The sequence below is a fragment of the Candidatus Koribacter versatilis Ellin345 genome, assembly GCF_000014005.1.
Taxonomy (GTDB): Bacteria; Acidobacteriota; Terriglobia; order Terriglobales; family Acidobacteriaceae; genus Korobacter; species Korobacter versatilis_A.
Genome location: NC_008009.1, coordinates 413495 through 433669, shown reverse-complemented (window position 1 = coordinate 433669; position 20175 = coordinate 413495). Strand labels below are relative to the sequence as shown.

Below are 20175 nucleotides of genomic sequence, written 5' to 3'. Positions count from 1 at the left end.
ACATGGCAAATGACGAAAACAGCACCGACCGAGTTGATGTCGAAGAGGTGATGCGGCAGTTCGTCGAAAAACGAGATTTGCTGGAGGCGTTTCGTTCAAAGACAGAGGGTTTAATCTCCGAATTGTTAGACGCCGCCGCCATTCGGTGCCAATCAATTCAGTCGCGGGTCAAAACCAACAAGAAACTTCGGGCGAAATATCTTGACCCGAAGAAGGATTATCGCTCCCTCGACGAGATCACAGACCAGGTTGGCTTTAGGATCATTGTCTACTATCAAGACGAGATTGATGTAGTCGCCAAATTGGTCCGGGACGAGTTCGATGTGGATGAAGCGAATTCGGTCGACAAACGAATCACCGACCCCGAACGTTTTGGCTATCAGGCGGTGCACTGTGTTTGTCAGCACTCGTCTGGACGTTCCAAGATCACGGAATACAAGAAACATGCGGGGATCACGTGCGAGATCCAGATTGCCACGATCCTCGGCCATGCTTGGGCCGAAATGGAACATGAGTGGTACGACCTGCAGGATGATTTTCCAGACGATATCAAACGAAAGTTTTCGCGATTGGCTGCGCTCCTGGACCTTGCGGATTCTGAGTTCTTGGACATCCGTAAAAAGAAGAGCAGCTATGAGCGATCGGTAGAACTTCGGATCGAAGCAAACGTTCCCGATGTCCCGCTCGATTCCGTGTCTTTGAAATCGCTGTTAACTCAGGACCCCCACGTGAAGGAAGTCGATAGTAAGCTGGCAGTGATTTTCGCCAGCGAACTAGTTCCAGATCTGTCCGACGCCGAAGCTCGTCGGAGATTCCCGATAATGGAGTTCCTCGGGTTGCAGAGCGTCCGGTCGGCGCAAGACAAACTCAGACAGCACGAAGCGGCACTGTTGGAATTCGCTACATTGTCCGAGCAGGGAGTTTGGCGCGATTGGAAGCTCAAGACACCTATCATGCCTGGTATAGGGTTTTACCACCTGATGTTGTTATTCGCGTTCTCCGGAGGCCTAGAGTCTGCCCAAGTGGCTCTCGCGAAACTCGGAGGGGGGCTGAAAGGTTACCCGCACCTTGACGAGCAAGTAAGGATCGCGCAAGCGGTAGCGAAAAAATACGGGCTCACCTAAATGCTGAGAAAAGAACAAGCCCCGCATGCGGCGGGTGGCCCAGGTCTGCTTTAGTGTTCTTTTTCTTGTCGACTCTTACAAAATGCTGGGGTGCCCCGGGTCGCGCGATTTTCGAGACCTGGGGAAGTAGACACTCGCACTACGATTCTGTGTCCCCTGTCACAGAACCGGAGCGAAGCGACAACCTAGTCTGTTGACATGCCTTGGGGATTGGAACGTCACTACGGAGGCGGTGATCTTCACTTCATCACCTGTAGTTGTTACCATCGCCGTCCGCTGTAGCAATATCCTTGTGACCCATCTCACATCGATCCCACTCACCCATCACATTCTTCGTGACACGATCCAGCTAATCTGACCCAATGCCGGGGTCCCCGGCACGCGCCTCTTTGCGCGCGTTGGGGTGGTAGGGCGTATTAGCCCTGCCGTGGCCGTCCGGGAGCGCAGGCGTTTATGAATGAGTCAACGGGCGCGCGCGGCGGATGGTTTCGGACTTCTGCAACTGACAGGCGGAAGTGACTTGTTTTCAAATTTTTGGCTGTAAGTGCTTTGGATTGAAATTTTTACGGGAAATCCACAGCCTAAACCATTGAAAACAGAATCCAGGGGGTGGGGGGGGTGGGGTACTCTTCCGTTAACCTTGCTGGAGACGATAGATGTCCTTCGACTCCGCTCAGGATGACAAAATCACATCTGACAACCGAGTACATCGAACGGGATTTACATGCCTGAGGGAGATACCATTTTTCGCGCGGCGCGGACGTTGCAGCGCGCGCTTGCGGGGAAGGTCGTAACGCGATTTGAGACGGTGCTGCCGAAGCTGGCGCGCGTGGATGAAGATGCGCCGCTCGCGGGAAGGACCGTCGTCGACGTGGAGGCGCGCGGCAAGTGGATGCTCATGCACTTTTCCGGCGATCTCATTCTGCTCACGCACATGCTGATGAGCGGGAGCTGGCATATCTACCGGCCTGGCGAGCAATGGCAGCGATCCCGTAACGATATGCGGGTAGTGATTGAGACCTCGGACATATTGGCTGTCGCGTTTCGCGTACCGGTAGCTGAGTTTCATACCGAGGAGTCGCTGAAGCGGCGCGCGAGATTGAATCAGCTTGGTGACGATCTGCTCGGAGCAGAGTTTGATATTCCGGCAAGCGTCGAACGGTTGCGAGCGCATGGGGATTTGGAGTTGGGAGATACCCTGTTGCATCAAAGTGTTCTCGCCGGACCGGGGAATGTATTCAAGTCGGAGATCTGCTTCGCCTGCCGACTGGATCCGTTTCGGAAGATTTCCTCGTTGAGTGAAGAAGAGCTTTTACGCGTGGCGACCAAGGCGCGGGAGTTGATGACTTCGAACGTGAGTGATACGTCGGGGGACAAGATCGTTACGTACACGGGGTTTCGGCGGACGACGGGACGGTCCGATCCCTATGAGCGGTTATGGGTGTACGGGCGCGCCGGATTGCCTTGCCGGCGGTGTGGCACGCGCATCGAGGTGAAGCGGCAGGGCGCGCAGGCGCGGAAGACCTATTTCTGTCCGGAGTGCCAGCGGTAACGTGCGCGCAGCAAGACAATCCCACTACGAGACAGTTGCTTCTTCTCTCGCCTCTGCTTTCTTCCTGCCGGAACCTTCGTAGGCTTGCAGGAAGAGTTCCTGAAGCTCGGACATCAGCGGCATGCGCGGGTTGGAGAGCCAGGACGGGTCTTCGAAAGCGGCTTTGACCAGCTCGGGCATGGCACTTTCGAAGTCTTCGCGTTTGATGCCCATGCTGGCGATGGAGCGTGGGAGGTTGAGGCGATCGAGCAACTCCTCGACGGCGGTGATGAGGCTTGCGACTTTCTCTTCGACGGTGTGACCGGGCAATCCGAGAAGGTCGGCGATCATGGCGTACTTCTTGTGCGCCACGTAGCCCTGCTGGTTCGGCGACGGCATGAACTTCTGCGGAACGGCGGCGTTGAAGGCGATTACGTGCGGCAGCATTAAGGCGTTGGCGCGGCCGTGGGGGACGCCGAAGCGTGCGCCGAAGGCGTGGGCTAGTGCGTGATTGAGTCCGACCGACGCATTGGAGAACGCGATTGCGGCGATGGTGGCCGCGTTGTGCATGGTGTTGCGGGCTTCTTCGTCCTGCGGATTTTCGTAGGCGATCGGCAGGTACTTGAACGCGAGGCGGATGGCCTGCATGGCGTTGGAGTCGGTATAGGGGCTGGCGTAGTTTGAGACGCCGGCTTCGAGCGCGTGGGTCAGGCAGTCGATGCCGGTATCGGCGGTGAGGCCTTTGGGCATCGACATGACGAACTGCGGATCGACGATGGCGACGTCGGGGCTGAGCGAGTAGTCGGCGAGGGTGATCTTGCGCTGGCGGGCTTTATCGAAGAGAACGGCGAAGGGGGTGACTTCGCTGCCGGTGCCGCTGGTGGTGGGAACGGCGATCAAACGCGCGTGGTGCTTCTTCTCGGTCGGGAATTGGACGACCCGCTTGCGAAGATCGAGGAACGGCGAGCCGAGTTCTTCGAAGTTCGCATCCGGCGATTCATATTTCAACTTCATCATCTTCGCGGCGTCGATCACGGAGCCGCCTCCGAGGGCGATGATCTGATCGGCTTTGTAGAAGTTCAGCGCTTCGACACCATCCATGACCGCCTTCAGTTCCGGTTCGCAATCGGGGATGACGAGGACGTGAATGCGCGTGTCGGCGGGGATGTATCGGCGCACGATATCCACGTGTCCCATCTGCTCGAGCGGTGGGTTGGTGACGATGACCGTGGAGCGGGTGGGGAACGTAGCCAGGTTCTGGATGGAATTCGGGTTGAAGTAAATCTGGTTGGGGATGCGGAACCACATAGAAGGAGGCGTCCTCCGCGCGAGCCGCTTGATGTTGAGGTAGTGATAGACGTTGACGTTGTCCATGGTGCTGTTGCCGCCGCCGGTGCCGCAGCCGAAGGAAAACGTCGGGACCATGTCGTTATAAACTCCGCCGAGGGCGCCGATGGAGCCGGGCGAGTTGACGATGAGGCGGCCGGCGTTGAGCAGAATGCCGAAGCGGTGAATGATGTCGTCGTTCCTGGAGAAGATGACGGCGGTGTGGCCGAGACCTCCGGCGCGATTCACGGCGACGCAGACGTCGAGCGCTTCTTCGGTTGAGTGGGCGCGATAGACGGCGAGCACCGGGAAGAGCTTTTCAACGGAGAGCGGGTGATTCGGGCCGACACCCTTGATTGGCGCGATGATCAGCTTCGTCTTGGGCTGCACTTCGATGCCGACAGCAGCGGCGATATCAGCGGCTTTCTGACCGACCGCCATGGGTTGCATGGCGCCGGTGTCAGGATCAATGACAGTACGACCGAGCAGTTCGGTCTCGCCTTCGTTGCAGATGTGCGTGCCGAGGTCGGAGAACTTCTTCAATACAGTGTCGTAGATCTCGTCGTCAATGACGACAGTTTGTTCAGAGGCGCAGATGGTGCCGTTGTCGAATGTCTTGGAGGTGATGATGTCAACGACAGCCATGTTGATGTCAGCGGTCTTCTCGAGATAGACGGGCGTGTTGCCGGCGCCGACGCCGAGAGCCGGTTTACCGGAGCTATACGCGGCTTTCACGGCGCTCGGGCCACCGGTGGCGTCGATCATCGAGACATATTTGTGGTGCATCAGGTAGTCGTTGTCGTCGAGGTTGTGGGATTCGAGGCAGGCGAAGACACCGTCGGGAGCGCCGTGCTTGCGCGCAGCCTCATACATCACATGGACGGCTTCCTTGCAGCAGCGCCAGGCGCGCGGATGCGGGCTGAAGATGACCGCGTTGCGCGTTTTGATCGCCATGATGCACTTGAAAAGAACGGTCGAAGTTGGGTTCGTGATGGGGATGAGCGAAAAGATCACGCCAATGGGTTCGGCGATCTCGGTCAGCCGGCGCTCGGGATATTCGCGAATAATGCCGACGGTGCGCTTGTCCTTGACATAGTTGTAGACGAACTCGGTAGCCACCATGTTCTTGATGACCTTGTCTTCGAGGACGCCGAGCATGGTCTCTTCGACGGCCATCTGCGCGAGTTTCTGCGCGTGTTCCATGCCGGCGAGGACCATTTGCTTCACGATGCGGTCTACGTCCTCCTGGGTGAATTGCAGGAACGCGGATGCGGCGGCGCGGGCGTTGTCGACGAGGCCCTCGAGGTGGGCGATTCGCTCTGGGCTAAGTTTTGCAGTCTTTTCTTCAAGTGTTTTGGTTGGCATAGATACCTCTTCGGCGTGAGCTGGAGCCTGGATCGCCCCACGACCTTGATTCGGGCCGCATAAAGCTGGGTCGAGCACCCAGCGGGCAACGAAGAAGTATGAATCGGTCGCGACCAGATGACGGTGAGCGGCGTCACCGGGCCTTGTGAGGACTAATCTGCGGTTCCGGAATGACTTGACTCAGGATTCGGCCGTGGCTTGGAGAATTCCAGCCAGTCTTCACCGAAGATCTCGACGGGATGCTGGGTGCGCACTGTGCCGTTGCCACAATCGAGGGAATCGGCCGGGCAACATTTGTCGCATCCCCAGCAGACGCGTTCGGGGTTCTTAGGATGCAGTGGGACCCTGGGCATCGCGCACCTCTTTGCTTCGAGGCTAGAGGCTCACTGAGCGCCCGGTGCGGATGTGACTTGTGTCATAGCGTCCGTTTTTTGGCCGCGCAGTATCATAGGAGCGTTTACGGAGAACTCATGGCCATCGCGAGTGTGAATCCTGCCACCGGCGAAGTACTGAAGACGTTTGAAGCGCTCACCCCAGAACAGATCGAAGCGAAGATCGCCAAGGCGCACGCAACTTTTTCTACCTACCGACTGCTGCCGTATTCCAAGCGCGCGGCATGGATGAACAAGACGGCCGAACTGCTCGAAGCGGAGAAGCAGGAACTTGGGCGCATTATGACTTTGGAGATGGGCAAGCCGCTGAAGGCCGCAGTGGCAGAGGCGGCGAAGTGCGCGACCGCGTGCCGCTACTATGCGGAGAACACCGAACGCTTGATGGCGGACGAGATTGTGCAGACCAGCGCGAAACGGAGCTTTGTAAAGTACCAGCCGATTGGGCCGGTGCTGGCGATTATGCCGTGGAATTTTCCGTTCTGGCAGGTGTTTCGGTTCGTGGCTCCAGCGTTGATGGCAGGAAACGTTGGGCTGCTGAAGCACGCGTCGAACGTGCCGCAGTGCGCGCTGGCAATCGAAGACATTCTGCGGCGAGCGGGATTTCCCGAAGGTGTGTTTCAGACGCTGCTAATCGGAGCGAAGGCGGTAGATGCGATTCTCTCGGATTCGCGCATCATGGCCGCGACCCTCACGGGTAGCGAAGGCGCTGGGATTGAAGTTGGCGTGTCGGCTGCGAAGCAGATCAAGAAGGTTGTGCTGGAGTTGGGCGGAAGCGATCCGTTCATCGTGATGCCAAGCGCCAATTTAGAGACCGCGGTGGCTACTGCGGTGACGGCGCGGGTGCAGAACAATGGACAGTCGTGTATCGCGGCGAAGCGCTTCATTGTTCACGAAGCAATCGCTGATTCGTTTACTGAGAAATTCGTGGCGAAGATGGCGGGGCTGAAGATTGGCGACCCGATGGATGACGCGACGGAACTCGGGCCACTCTCGACACCGAGCGGGGTGACGGATCTGGAGCGCGACCTGAAAGCTTCGGTGGATGCGGGAGCGCGGGTGTTGACAGGCGGAGCGGTGATCAAACGGCCGGGAAACTTTTTTGCGCCGACAGTGATTACCGATATCCCGAAAGAATCTCCGGCTTATAAGGAAGAGTTCTTCGGGCCGGTGGCTTCGGTATTTCGGGTGAAGAACATTGATGAGGCGATCGCGATTGCGAACGACAGTCGCTTTGGGCTGGGCGCGAGTGTGTGGACGAACGAGCCAGCGGAGCAGGAACGTTTTATTCGCGATATCGAAGCGGGCATGGTTTACGTCAACAAGATGGTCGCGTCGGATCCGCGGCTGCCGTTTGGTGGGGTGAAGCAGTCAGGACATGGGCGCGAACTGGGCGTGCACGGGCTGCACGAATTTTTGAATATTAAGACGGTGTGGGTGGAGTAGCGCCTACCAAGTTAGAGTGACGATTTGACGCTGGAAGCCTTCGCCTGTCGGGAATGCGACTTCCAGCGTTTCTTTGTTTATGGTGGCGCCTTGCGCGGTGACGGTCTTCACGCGCGGGTCGTTCATTTGCAGCGGAAGTTGCTGATGGGAACCGGCGGGGGCTTCGAGGGTGAGCGCCAGTTTGCGGCCTTCGTACTGCTGGTTGATGACGCGGAGGAGATGGCTTGCATCGCCAGGGCGCGGCGCTTCATCGGGAAGCGATACTTGGACATCCGGCAACGTGATGCTCGCGGTGTGGGTGGTTGCCGGTGCGACCTTGCACATGCGGTCGGTGCGCTCGGGGATCACGCAGAGCGGGATGGCCTTCGCTGAAGTTACCGTGATGTTGAGCGTTGTGCCCTGGCGTTGGTAAGTGATGTCGAGTTCGGTGTCGCCGTAAGGGACGTGATGGACGACGGCGCGGGGCCACTCGGGCGGGAGTTGCGGGACTACGAACAGCTTGTGCTGTGAGACGTTGGTCTCGATGCCGAAGAGGCCCCGGATGGCGGGCGTAAGGACCATGGCGGAAGACCAGAGTTGATGCGCGGTGCTGCGGCCTAATGGCTCGTTGAATTTTCCGGACATTAATTCGGTGACGTTGCCGGGATCGCCTTCCCAGGTGAGGCGCAGGTTCTCGCGCAAGTGCTGGAGGCCCGCGAGGGAACGTCCGGCGCGGAACTCGGCCATGGCGGTCCATCCGGTGAAGAGCGGCCAGATGGAGCCCTGGTGGTAACTGATGGGGTCGTAGAGCTGGTTGCTTTGCGCGATGGCGCGAGAGCCCCAGTCGGCGTTGAGATCGCTGGCGGCGTAGAAGTCGAGGGTCTTGGCGGCGTTGGGAAGAGCAAGTTCGCCGGTCCACCAGGCGACGGCGGGATAGGACGTAGGCGTGGTGTCGTAGCTGCCGTCTTTGTTGCGGCTGAAGGCGTAGATACCGTCAGGAGCGAGATAGGCGTTGAGCTTGGTGCGGATGGATTCGGCTGTGTCGTGCGCGGACTTGGTGAGAGTGTCGTCGCCTAGTGTTTTTGCGAGGTCTCCGATTGCAGCAGTGGCTTGCTGGTCGAGGGCGGCCAGGTAGAGCTCTTGTTGCGGCATTCCGGGCGGCCAGGACTCGACCCAACCGGTTCCTTGCGAGTTGTCGTAAATGCCGTCACCGTCGGAGTCGTGGGCGCGCAAGAAATCGTAGGCGCGCTTGATATTTTTCCAGTGCTTTTGGATGAAGGCGTCGTCGCCAGTAGTGCGAAGGTAGTCGTGCATGGCGAGGATGAAGAGCGGGGTGGCGTCGGCGGCGGCGTACATGTAAGGGAATGAGGGCCAATCTACGCGGTCGGCGGATTGGGAGTATTCGTGCATGATTTTGCCGTCGGCGCGCTGGCGCGCGATCAGGAATTCAAGGGCGTTGCGCGAGGTGGCGAAGTCACCTTCGCTGTGGAGGGCGAAGGTGGTCCAGAGGCTGTCGCGTCCGAAGAACCAGCCGAAGCCAGGGCGGTCGGAATCGGCCGACGGGTAGACACCAGCGACGAGTCCGACTTCATTTCCTTTTCGGACCTTGAGTTGGTCTATGGAGATCTCGGCCCAGCGCAGCGCTTGATCGAAGAGGGGATCGGGCGTTTCGACAGTTAGATGAGTATCGAAGAAATGGGCGTAGTAGTCGCGGCTGGCGCCGTAGTACTTCGGCAAGTTCGCGGCGATCTCGGCGATCTCTGATGTGAGTTGCGAGGTGCGCTCCTGACCACGGAGGGTGCCGCCATCTACGACATGTGTTAGCAGCGGGAAATACTTATTGCCGTCGCGTTGCGGGTCGTACGAGAGGATGAATTGGAGCGGGTAATCTTTCGGGCGCTCCTGATACGGAGCCATGATGCCGGGCTGCGCATTGGGCATGGCGATCATGCCGTAGAAGCTGGGGTCTTCGGTCTCGAGCATGTACGCACCACCGGTGCCCATGGGGATCCAGCCTGCTCCAGGGCGGTTGCCATTCAATGCCGGCCACATGTGTTGCATGACGGGATCGAGGTCGATGGTGAGGGTTACGGGACGGATGGATTCAATTTCGAACATCACGAGCGGCGCGGGGGCATCCTGCAATCCTCGCGCCAGGAACATGTGTTGCTTCACGGTGATAGCAGCGTGGGAGTAGGTAATGGTGGTGTGATCGGGTGCGACATCGATGGTGGCCGCGAGAGGATTGAGTTCGATGGGGACGGGATAATCTTTAAGCGCGGCGTGAATACTCACGTGAGCGAAGACTTTATCGGGAAAGTGCCAGAGTTCGAAGCTGCCGTCCTGCTGGCCGAGGATGGCGCCGGTATCGCCGGTGACGCTGAAGGGTAGGCGTTCCTGGGCGCGCTGATGGATTGTTAGCGGCGACGTGGTTAGCGGGAAATGCGCGATGGGTGCGAAGTCGGGTTGCTGCGCGTGGGAAAGCGCGGCTAGCAGGCAGGCAATCGGAAGGGATTTGAGCAGACGCATGAGAACGGCGGTGAACTCCGCCTGCGCATTATAAGCGCGGTGGGGCTAATCGCGTCCGCGGGGGAGGGTGACGCGCGCCATGCAGCCGCGGGTGCCTTCGCGGTTGATCAACTCTAGGCGGCCGCCGTGGGCTTCGGCGATCTGGCGTGAAAGAACGAGGCCGATGCCGCTGCCTCCCTGCTTCGTCGTATAGAACGGAACGAAGGCATTGCTCGGGTTCATGATGCCGGGGCCGTTGTCTTCGACTTTGAGGATGATGGCCGCGGGCTCGGCATCCCAGCCAACGATGACTTCCGGCGGTTCCGGAGTTTCAGGCTGCTGCATTTCTTTGGAGGCTTCTACGGCGTTCTTGACCAGGTTGATCATCATCTGCTCGAGCTGGTCGGGATCGGCCTGCAAATGAACGTCGGGATTATTACGCACCTCGACGACGACGCGGGTTTCGAGCCCGGCGACGCGTTCCACCAGCGACTTCATGGAGACAAGCTTGAGCTTCGGCGGGGGCATGGTCGCCAACTGGCGATAGGCCTGAAGGAAGCGGTTTAGCGACTCGGCGCGGCCTTCGACGATGGAGAGGCCCTTTTCGAAGTCTTCGCGTTCTTCGTCGCTGAGGGACGTGCGCTTCAAGCGTGAGTTCAGGCTGCCGGCGATGGACTTGATGGGTGCGAGCGAGTTGTTGAGTTCGTGGCCGAGCACACGAATGAGTTTCTGCCAGGCACTCCGCTCTTCTTCGCGGAGGGCGCGGCTAACGTCAGAGAGAACGATCAGCGTGTGCGGAACGCCATCCTGGCGGAAGCTGCTGCGGCGCACCATCCAGCGCGAGTTCGGGCTGTAGGGCAATGGAACGAGCGATTCGCTTTCGGCCTCAAAGGCCACTTGCAGGTTTAGTTCGGTGGCAGTGGATCCGAGAAGTTTTGTGGCGGGCTGCTGCAGGAGGCGCTCGCCAGCGGAATTTACGAGCTTAAGTTTGTGTTCGGGATCGAAGGCAAAGAGCGGTGCGTCAATTTCTTCGACAATGCGCGACAGCAGTGCGGTGGCTTCGATCGCGCTGGTCTTCTGGATGGTGAGCACGTCGGCGAGGGCATTGACTTCGATGGCTAGTTCGCCGAGCGCGTCGTCCATGGCGGCGCCGCGAGCACGGAACGAGTAGTCCTCTTCGCGGAGTGCGGCGACCACATTGGTCAAGGTTTGCAACGGACGCACAATCTGCTCATGCTGGGCGAGAACGAGCAGGAGCCACGCGATGCTCTCGCCGGCGAGCAGCGCGATTTTGGCGTCAATCGTCCATTTCTGAATGAGAACAAGAATGACGCTGACGATCATGCTGGGCAGCGCAACGAGGAAGGCCAGCAGCAGCACGCGCCTTTCGTAGCGAATGCGCGAGCGCTTGGTGCGGAAGGGCGCGGCGGTTCGCGATGGGGCCTCGTCCGCCGAGCGGGTGTTAGCGATCGCGGCCTTGGCGCGTTCCGAGTGCTGGCCGCTGCCCGCGGCGAACCCCATGGTCCGCTCCGGCGGGTCGTCAGAGACCATATTTCTCCATTCGGCGATAGAGAGCCCCACGGCTCAAGCCCAGCGCTTCGGCGGCCTGGCTGACGTTGCCGTGGTAACGCTGGAGAGCTTTGCGGATGAGAATACTCTCCACCGACTCGATGCTCAATTCTTCCAAATTCGGGCTGCTCTGCTGCTTCTGCTGCACCAGTCCGAGATCTGCCGGAGCAAGCTCGTTACCGCGCGCCATGAGCACGGCGCGCTCCATGGTGTGATCCAGTTCGCGGACATTGCCGGGCCAACTGTATTGCATGAGCGCCTGCAGCGTGCTCTTCTCCAAGCCCTGCACCGGCCGGCGATAACGTTCGGCATAGCGTTTGAGGAAGTGCAGCGCAAGTGCGGCGATGTCCTCACGACGCTCGCGCAGAGGTGGAATGTGGATCTCGACGGTGTTGAGGCGGAAAAGAAGATCCTCGCGGAACTGTCCTTGCGCCGAGGCTGCTCGAAGATCTGTGTTGGTGGCGGAGATTACGCGCACATTGACGCGGCGGCTCTTCGAGGAGCCAACGCGTTCGATCTCGCCGGTTTCGAGTACCCGGAGAAGTTTTGCCTGCTGGCGGACAGGAACGTTGCCGATTTCGTCCAGGAAGATGGTGCCCCCGTCAGCTAATTCGAAGCGTCCGATGCGGTCGGTGCGGGCATCGGTGAAAGCGCCTTTGACGTGGCCGAAAAGTTCGCTTTCGAAGAGCGTGTCGGGCAACGCGCCGGTGTTCACGGCTACGAGTGTCTTCGAAGCTCGCTGCGAGATGCCGTGCAGTGTCTGTGCGACGACTTCTTTACCGGTGCCGTGTTCGCCGGTGATGAGAACGTTGGCGTCGGAGGGACCGATGCGGGCGATGGAATCGAGCACTGGCTGCATCGATGGCGCCGTCGCGATGAGTTGCGGCAGGCCCGTCGCGCGGAGCAACTGGTTCTCTGCCTGCAACCGCTCGGCGCGCTGCAGGGTTCGGTACAGTTCGACCTGGGTACGGAGAATCGTCAGGAGCCGCTCGTTTTCCCAAGGCTTCTGGATGAAGTCGCGTGCGCCCCGGCGCATGGCTTCGACGGCGACATCAATGCTGCCCCATGCGGTCATCACGATCACAGGCACGGTGCTGTCCTGTGCGACGATTTCGGAGAGCAAGTCGAGGCCTTCGCGGCCCGACGTCGTATCGCGGGTGTAATTGAGGTCGATGAGCAGCGCGTCGTACGAGTTACTATTGAGCAACTCGCGCACCATCACCGGGGACTTCGCGGTGTCTACCTCGTAGCCTTCGGGGCGCAGGAGGATCTTGAGTGCGTCGAGAATGTGTTCCTGGTCATCCGCCGCCAAAATGCGGGCCGCGCGCTCGGAGCGCGCGGGCGTTGTTATTAGTTTTGGGTTCCCTGTGGTGGCACTCTGGGTCATCTAATCTCCGTTCCTGCCGGTTTCTCGGCAGGGTTCGCGGCGACCACGCCGGTGATCGCCTCCTGGATGTGGACGCCATTATGTTCTAAAGTCTGGGCCGTCGCACGATCAAGTTCGACTTTCGATTTCTGGTAGATGGTCTGCGCGGTCACCAAATCGAGTGATGCCAACGCCAAGTCGCGTTGCGCAGTCATAGTCTGGTAGATCGAACCGGCACCCAGGTCCTGCTCTTTCTTCATGGTTTCGAAGGTGCGTTGCGCCAGGTCGCGGGCCTTGATCGCGGCTTCCACACGGGCGGCCGTCTGTTCATAGGCATACTGGGCGTTGCGGACTTCGATGCGGATCTGCTTTTTCAATTGCTCCCGCCGCAACTCCGACTGTCGGTATTCCAACTCGGAACGGAACTGGTCAGCCTTGGCGATGCGGTTGCGAATAGGGATGTTCACGTTGACGCCGACGTAGTAATCCGGCGATGAACCGTTGAACGCATTCTCAATTGATCCACCCCAATCCGGCGGGACGGTAATCGGGTTGTCGCCTACGAAGGCCGGGTTCGCGAGACCGGCGAGACCAGCACTGCCGTAGAAGCCGACGAGGTTCACAGACGGCAACAGCGCATTCCGCGTGGCTTTCTGGCTGATGCGCCGGTTCTCGAGGTCAATATCCGACTCGAGAAGTTCCGGACGGGACTGCAACGCGTGGGTAATGAGGTCCACCAAGTTTTGCGGCGTTACCGGTTCGGTGGTGTCCATGCGATCGGTCGGAACCACGGGCATAGCTTCGAGAACCGGATCATCCAGAGAGCGGGTGATCGCGTTCTTGATGAGCGATGCCTGCAACTCGAGGTTGGTATTGGCGACGGTCAAGTCTTGTGCGCGCTTAGAAACTTCGGCCTCGGCACGCAGTACATCCATCTCGGGTACGGCTTCGAGCTTTAACTGCTTGCGGGTGTTGTCGAGCGTCTGGTTGGCGAAGTCGAGCGACTGTTGATTCACGCGCGCTTGCTCGAAAGCACCCACGAGGTCCCAATAGATGTTGGCGATCTGCGTGACAGTCGCAGTGACCTGATCTTTGAAGGCGATGTCGGAAATTTTCTTGTTGTTCTTTGCAATACGCAGATAGCGCAGGTTCGGGCCAAAGCCGAAACCGGCGAGCAATGGTTGCTGTAAAGAAATGCGGTAAAGCGAATTCAGTGAGGGATTGAGATTGTTGTTGGGGCTGTTCGTGATCTGACGGTTGTTGTTGAAGTCGAAAGAAATCTGCGTGCCGGTGGCGAACGCCTGTTGATAATTGAAGTTACCGGTAGTGGTGTTCAACTGCAGGCTGGGCACACCGTAGATCGTCTGGTTGGAAAGAGGCGACGTCGCGTGTTCGACGCCGATGTTGGCGTTGATCTGCGGATCGAAGCTGTTGACGAACGTACCGCTGCCGAGCGTGGATTGCACGAGACCAGCCGCACCAGCGCCCGCGCCACCTGCGCCGCTAGACGTACCGCCCGCGCCTGCGCCCGGAGCACCGGAGCCGAAGCCACCCACGCCGCCGCCCGGAGTTCCCTGCACCACACCGGTATTAACGCCGCGGAACGAGCCGCCAGCCTTGGTACGGAGGATATCCGTATCGGCAATGGGGACGTTGTAGCGCGCAATGGCAAGGTCGAGATTATTTTCCAACGCCAGTTCGATGGAATCGTTCAGCGATAAGTACAGTTTGCCATCGCGAATCAGCGAAGCGAGCCGCGGCGAATTCGAAAGCACCGGCGCCGCGACGTGGCTTGGCGTGTAAGGACCCAGCGGGTTATGGCTGTGGGGCACCTGGACGTTGAAGGCCGACGCGGCGGTAGGTGCCGGGGGTGCATCCGGGACGTTATTCGCGTTCGGGCCTGCAGTGGTGTTCTGCGCCATCGCCGCGGTGGTGCTGGCGAAGGTCGCGTAAACACACAGGAGACTGACGGTCTTGCGGAGCCGGGTTGCAAAGCGATCATTCATCGGGTGGCCGCCTCGCCCTGGAATTGCAGGTTCGGGTTGGATGTGTCGCCCACGAGCCATCCATCGCGCATTTGCAGCGTGCGCGTGCCATAGGAGGCATTCACTTCCGAGTGCGTGACCTGCACGATGGTCGTGCCTTGCTGGTTGAGTTCCTTGAACAGCTCCATGATCTCCTTGGCCTGGCTGGAATGCAGGTTGCCGGTGGGTTCGTCGGCGAGCAGCAACGCGGGATTGTGAATCACTGCACGCGCAATGCCGACCAACTGCTGTTGTCCGCCGGACAACTGGTTGGGATAGAGGTCTTTTTTCGCGACGATCTGGAAGCGATCGAGGGTGTCGGCCACCATGCTCTGGCGCTCGCTCTTTGGGATGTCTTTGTAGGAGAGCGGCAGATCGATGTTCTCCTGCACGGTGAGGTCGTCGAGAAGGTGATAGCTCTGGAAGACCATGCCGATGTGCTTCTTCGCGATGTCGGCACGCTGCTTGCGCTTCATGTCGTGGACGGCTTCGCCCTTGAACCAGTACTCGCCGGCCCATTGGTCGTCGAGCAAGGCAAGTGCGTTGAGGAGCGACGATTTGCCCGCGCCTGATGGCCCCATGATGGTGATGAACTCACCCGGTTGAATATCCAACCCGATGCGACGCAGGACCCAGGTCTGCCCGGCTCCGGTCTTGTAACTGCGTTCGACATTTTTCAGTTGAATCATCTTTTTCTCAGTTCCCTATTCGTAACGAAGCGCGGTCATCGGCTCGGTAGAAGCCGCTCGCCGCGCAGGCAGCAGTGCTGCCAGTAATCCGAACAATGCTAATCCTGCTGCAAGAGAGACGATGGTGACCGCATCCTTGCCGAGATGCAGGACCACCAGCGCCGACAAAATTTTCTGCACGGCCATGGTCATGATGAGTCCACCGGCAACTCCAATAGCGAGCAAGAGGCCGACGCGTTTGTAAACGCCCGCGAGAACTTGTGCGCGCGTAGCGCCTAATGCCATGCGCACACCGATGTCGCGAATGGAGAGATCCACTTCGTGGCTGATGAGCCCATAAAGACCGACGATCGACAAAAGGATCGCGAGCGCGGCGAAAGTACCGAAGAGCCAGTTTTCCAGGCGCTCGAAGATGAGCACTTCTGCGATGACGTCTTTCATCGTTTCCGGAGTACGGGAAGGAACGCCGGGATCAACTTCGTGAAGTGCATTGCGCAGACTGCCCATCATGCCCGCGGGATCCATGGAAGTGCGCACTACGAGTTGCATGCTGGAGAGATACCCGAAGGCGTTCTTCGCAGAAACTTGTGAGACAGCGTAGTCCATCTCGGCGAGCGGCGGGGCGTAGATGTTCTGACGAACGTCGCTGACGACGCCGACGATTTCGGTCTTGTCGTCGTCGGAGAGATGCTGGCCGACTGGATCTTCTCCGGGCGCGAAAAACTTCTTCACGAAGGCTTCGTTCACGACCGTCACCGGCTTTGTGTTGCGATTATCGAGCTTGGGATCGATGAGGCGGCCGCGCAAGAGGCGGATGCCCATGGCGCTGTAATAGCCGGGGGTCACGACACGGTACTCGGCGAGTTGCTCCTGGCCTTTGGGCGCGGGAGGCTTGCCGACGATTTGGACATCGCTGTTCCATCCCCAGTTCTGGATGGGGATGATCTGGATCATGCCGGCGGCTTTGACGCCGGGGATCGCCTGAACTTTTTCCATCAGCGGGTTGTAGAACTCGGTGACGACGTCGCGATTTTCGTAGGCGCCGCGCGAAAGATCGAGTTCGGTGGCGATCATGTTGTTGGTGGTGAAGCCGAGGTCGGTGCTGCGCAGGCCGGCGAGCGTGCGCATGAGCAGGCCGGAGGTAACGAGAAGGACGAGCGCGAGTGCGATCTGGGTAACGATGAAGACCGCACGGAGATGATGCTGTCCGCGGGCAGAGCCTGCACTGCCACCGGCTTTGAGCGCCAACGACGGGGCAATGCTCGACAGACGAAGCGCAGGAACCACACCGGCGACGAGTGCGGTGATGATCGCAACCGCGAGCGAGGCGACCAGAACGGGGATGTTGATCTGAACGTCGGCGCCGCGAGCGAGAGCGGCAATGAGGAGCTTGGTGATTCCGGAGAGCAGGAGGAAGGCCAGCAGGACTCCGCCCAGAGTGCCGGCGATCGCGAGCATCACGGTCTCGGTGAGCATTTGGCGGACAAGGCGAGTGCGGGTCGCGCCGATGGCGGAGCGCACAGCAACTTCACGTTCGCGCTTCACACCGCGAGCAAGCAAGAGTCCGGCGAAGTTGGCGCAGCCGATGCCGAGCACCGCGAGAACCGCGAAGAGCAGGACCTTGAGAGGAGCGCCGGTATCGCCGACTACGTGCGCGGCGATGCCTTCGATGTTCATGCGACGGCCCTTGGCGTCGGGATTCTCCACGGCATAGGATTCCATAGCACGGCCCATGTCGTCTTCCGCCTGCTTCGAGGTAACGCCATTCTTCAAGCGCGCAACCATGGGCATCCAGTGCGAGCCTTTGGATTCGGCAAGGTCTTTGGGGATGTGCAGTGGCAAGTACACGGCGTGAGCAGCGCTGATCGGATAGCGGAAGCCAGCGGGCATTACGCCAATGATGGAGTACGGTCGGCCATCAATTTTCGCGGTCGCGCCGGTAACGTCCTGGCGGCCGCCGAAGTCCTGCTGCCAGGATTCATAGCTGAGCACGACGACATCGTTCTTGCCGGGCTGGTCTTCGCCATCGGCGAAGGTGCGTCCGAGGATCGGATTCACGCCGAAGACTTGGAAGAAGTTGTCGGTGGTGCTGACGCTGGTGATCGGTACCGGACCGCCGTTGGTTTCAAAATTCGCAGAGCCGCGCGAATAGCCGGCGAGGGCGCTGAAACTCTGGGTGTTGCGGCGCCAGTGCAGGTACTCGGGGTAGGCGGCGGGCTGGGTGTATCCCTGCGGCGAATAGCCTTGCAGGAAGAAAATCTTGTCGGGCTGATCGAAGGGCAGCGGACGGATGAGGATCGCGTACAGGACACTGAAGACGGCGGTCGCGACGCCAATCGCGAGGGCGATAGTGAAGACCGCTGTAAACGAAAAGCCGGGCTTCTTGTAAAGCTGGCGGAAGGCGTATCGAACGTCCTGCATCAATGTCGTCATAGTGTCCTCACTCGTACCGAATTGCCGTAAGAGGATTCACCGATGCTGCCCGGCGCGCTGGGAAGTACGCCGCGGCCAACGCCACCAGCGCCAATAAACCGCACGCCACGCCAAATGAAACCGGATCTTCTGCGGGGACCCCGAACAACATGCTCGCAATGAGCCGCGATGAAGCGGCGGCAAGCACCAGACCGACTACTACACCAATGACTGTGAGGCGCATCGCACGGCCGAGCACCATGCCGAGGATGTCGCCGGGTTGCGCGCCGAAAGTCATGCGCACGCCGACTTCGAAGGTGCGCTGCGCCACGGTATACGCCATCACGCCGTAGATGCCGAGCATCGCCAGAATTAAGCCTAGGCTTGCGAACCCGCCGACGAGCCAGCTACGGAAGCGCGGCGTGGCGGTGGATTCTGCCAGCATGGAATCCATGGTGGTGAACTTCGTAGCGATGCGCGGATCCATGCCCTGCACCATCTTGCGCGCCGTCTCCATCAGCGTGAGCGGCGGCAGTTCGGTGTGCATCACGACTTGCAACTCGTTCGCGCGGAAGGGGTGCTGCTTCAGCGGCAGATATAAGGTGGCACGCGGAGTGGAAGCGGGTGAATCCTGGCGAACATCGCCGACAACGCCGACGATGGTCATCCACTTCCCGCTCTCTTCATCGAGCCCGCAACGGAGCTGCCTGCCGATGGGATCGCTGTTGCCAAAACTCTGTTTCGCCATCGCATCGCTGATGATCGCGACGGGTTCCGAATCGTGCGTATCACTCTTCTGGAAGTCGCGTCCGCGCAGCAAAGGAATGCCCATGGTCGAGAAATACTGTGGACTGCTCAACGCCCAGTTTGCCTGCGGCAGGTCGTCAAGTGAGGCAGGCAGCGTCTGGCCGCTGATCTGGTAGCCACCGTTGGAACCGTATTGGCCGGCGGGCAGGCCCATCACACCGGCGACCGCCGTTACGCCGGGAACGGCGCGCAGCTGATCGAAGAGCGTTTCCATCTGCTGCGTGCGCTGCAAATTCTCCAGCAAACCTTTCGCCGGAGCGTGCACATACATTACGAGCAGATGGTCGCTGCGATAGCCGGGATCGGTCGCGTTGAGCTTGATCATGGTGCGCACCAGCAAGCCTGCGCCAGCGGCAAGAACGAAGGTCAACGCGATCTCCGCGACGACCAGTACGTTACGAAGCTTCGAGACGCCGCGGCCTACCATGCCGCGCGAGGTGTCCTGTTTCAACGATTCGTTGACGTTCAGCCGCAGCGACTGCCATGCGGGTGCAACGCCGGAGAGCAGCGTCGCAATCACGCTGACCACAGCGATCAATGCGATTGCCGGCGCGCTGATGTGGACTTCGTTGAGGCGCGGGATGTCCGTCGGCGCGAGGCGCAGGAAGCTGCGAAGGAGCGGAACGGCAATCAGTAGGCCGACACCTGCTCCGAGGAACGCGAGCACCAGGCTTTCGAGAAACACTTGGCGCACCACCCGCGTGCGCGAGGCGCCGAGCGCGCTACGCAATGCGACTTCTTTGGTTCGGGTGGTGGCCCGCGCCAACTGCAAATGCGCGACGTTCACACAGGCGATGAGCAGGATCAATGCAACGGCACCGACGAGCAGCAGAAACATGGGGCGTACTTTGCCGACCAACTGTTCTTGTAGCGAAACCGCGAGGAACGCTTTGTTCTTGTTGTCAGCCGGATACGCGATGCGGAGGCGATCGCCAATGGTGTTCAGTTCCGACTGCGCGGCCGTCATCGAAACGCCAGCCTTAACCTTCGCGACGGAACGGAAGTTATAAGAAGTGCGATGTGACCACTCAGCTTCGGGAGTGTCCGATACGCCCATCCAGACCTGGGTGCCCTTGGGGAAGCTGAACTCACCGGGCAACACGCCGACGATGTCGTAGGTCGTGCCTTCGACGCTGAGCGACTTGCCGACGGCGGCTTCCACGCTGCCGAAGTTGTCGCGCGCAAAGTTGGCGTTGATCAGCGCAGAGTGCGTGGCCTCGCTATCATTGAATAGTCTCCCAGCAACTGGCGTTACACCGAAGACGTTCGCGAAGTTCGCAGTCGCGCCTTGCACGCCAGTGAAGGCTGCGTGGTCGGGCAACTGTACGCCCATCTCGCCGCCGAAGTAGTACGCAACCTGTTCGAACGATTTCGACTGCGCCTCAATGTCCATTAAATCGGCGCCGGTAACGCGGTTGATGCTGCGGCCTTCGTTGGTGAACTGCGTATTCAGCGCGATGATGCGGTCGGCGTCGCGATACGGCAGCGGTGCGATCAGCACCGACTGCACGGCCGCCAGTACCACGGCATTCGCGCCGATGCCGAGCGCCAGCGTGAGCACAGCGACGGCGGTAAAGCCGGGGCTCTTGCGCAGTTGGCGCCATGCATATCGCAGATCTTGAAGTAAGCCGGTCATCATT

12 protein-coding genes are annotated in these 20175 nt (G+C 59.7%); 3 read left to right on the top strand and 9 right to left on the bottom strand.

Annotation, left to right across the window (positions count from 1 at the left end; translation table 11 throughout):
* The first annotated feature begins 2 nt into the window (after positions 1-2).
* Together ACID345_RS25020 and ACID345_RS01945 are read left to right on the top strand one after the other, a co-directional pair.
* Positions 3-1124, top strand: a complete 1122-nt coding sequence (locus ACID345_RS25020) for a GTP pyrophosphokinase (protein ID WP_011521188.1) — start codon at positions 3-5, stop codon at positions 1122-1124.
* 724 nt (positions 1125-1848) lie between these two features.
* Complete coding sequence (locus ACID345_RS01945) at positions 1849-2676, top strand: Fpg/Nei family DNA glycosylase (protein WP_011521187.1); 828 nt, start codon at positions 1849-1851, stop codon at positions 2674-2676.
* Between the two features lie 24 nt (positions 2677-2700).
* Here ACID345_RS01945 and adhE read toward each other — a convergent pair whose 3' ends face one another.
* A complete protein-coding gene (gene adhE, locus ACID345_RS01940; RefSeq protein ID WP_011521186.1) occupies positions 2701-5346 on the bottom strand; it encodes a bifunctional acetaldehyde-CoA/alcohol dehydrogenase in 2646 nt (881 codons plus the stop codon).
* Positions 5347-5498: 152 nt separating this feature from the next.
* The gene (locus ACID345_RS26160) at positions 5499-5699 is read right to left on the bottom strand and encodes a DUF3079 domain-containing protein (RefSeq protein WP_011521185.1); all 201 of its coding nucleotides are present in this window, start codon (positions 5697-5699) and stop codon (positions 5499-5501) included.
* A 117-nt stretch (positions 5700-5816) separates the two neighbouring features.
* Here ACID345_RS26160 and ACID345_RS01935 point away from each other — a divergent pair, with 117 nt between their 5' ends.
* Positions 5817-7181 (top strand): NAD-dependent succinate-semialdehyde dehydrogenase, encoded by a 1365-nt coding sequence (locus ACID345_RS01935; RefSeq protein ID WP_011521184.1) that lies wholly within the window; start codon positions 5817-5819, stop codon positions 7179-7181.
* A 3-nt stretch (positions 7182-7184) separates the two neighbouring features.
* Here ACID345_RS01935 and ACID345_RS01930 read toward each other — a convergent pair whose 3' ends face one another.
* The 7 genes from ACID345_RS01930 to ACID345_RS01900 are packed head-to-tail and all read right to left on the bottom strand — an operon-like array spanning position 7185 to position 20174.
* Positions 7185-9689, bottom strand: coding sequence for an amylo-alpha-1,6-glucosidase (locus ACID345_RS01930; protein WP_011521183.1), 2505 nt, complete (start codon positions 9687-9689; stop codon positions 7185-7187).
* A gap of 45 nt (positions 9690-9734) precedes the next feature.
* Positions 9735-11219: a sensor histidine kinase gene (locus tag ACID345_RS01925; protein WP_011521182.1), complete on the bottom strand. Its 1485-nt coding sequence runs from the start codon at positions 11217-11219 to the stop codon at positions 9735-9737.
* Positions 11209-12624: a sigma-54-dependent transcriptional regulator gene (locus ACID345_RS01920; RefSeq protein WP_011521181.1), complete on the bottom strand. Its 1416-nt coding sequence runs from the start codon at positions 12622-12624 to the stop codon at positions 11209-11211. The genes ACID345_RS01925 and ACID345_RS01920 overlap by 11 nt, the downstream gene beginning before the upstream one ends.
* Positions 12621-14609, bottom strand: coding sequence for a TolC family protein (locus ACID345_RS01915; protein ID WP_011521180.1), 1989 nt, complete (start codon positions 14607-14609; stop codon positions 12621-12623). Before ACID345_RS01915 ends, ACID345_RS01920 begins: the two co-directional genes overlap by 4 nt.
* Entirely contained in the window at positions 14606-15316 is a 711-nt protein-coding gene (locus ACID345_RS01910; protein ID WP_011521179.1) for an ABC transporter ATP-binding protein, read from the bottom strand. The genes ACID345_RS01915 and ACID345_RS01910 overlap by 4 nt, the downstream gene beginning before the upstream one ends.
* Positions 15317-15331: 15 nt before the next feature.
* Positions 15332-17749 carry an ABC transporter permease gene (locus ACID345_RS01905; RefSeq protein ID WP_011521178.1) on the bottom strand — a complete coding sequence of 806 codons (2418 nt, stop codon included), beginning with the start codon at positions 17747-17749 and terminating at the stop codon, positions 15332-15334.
* Between the two features lie 7 nt (positions 17750-17756).
* The gene (locus tag ACID345_RS01900) at positions 17757-20174 is read right to left on the bottom strand and encodes an ABC transporter permease (RefSeq protein WP_011521177.1); all 2418 of its coding nucleotides are present in this window, start codon (positions 20172-20174) and stop codon (positions 17757-17759) included.
* Between the last annotated feature and the right edge of the window lies 1 nt (position 20175).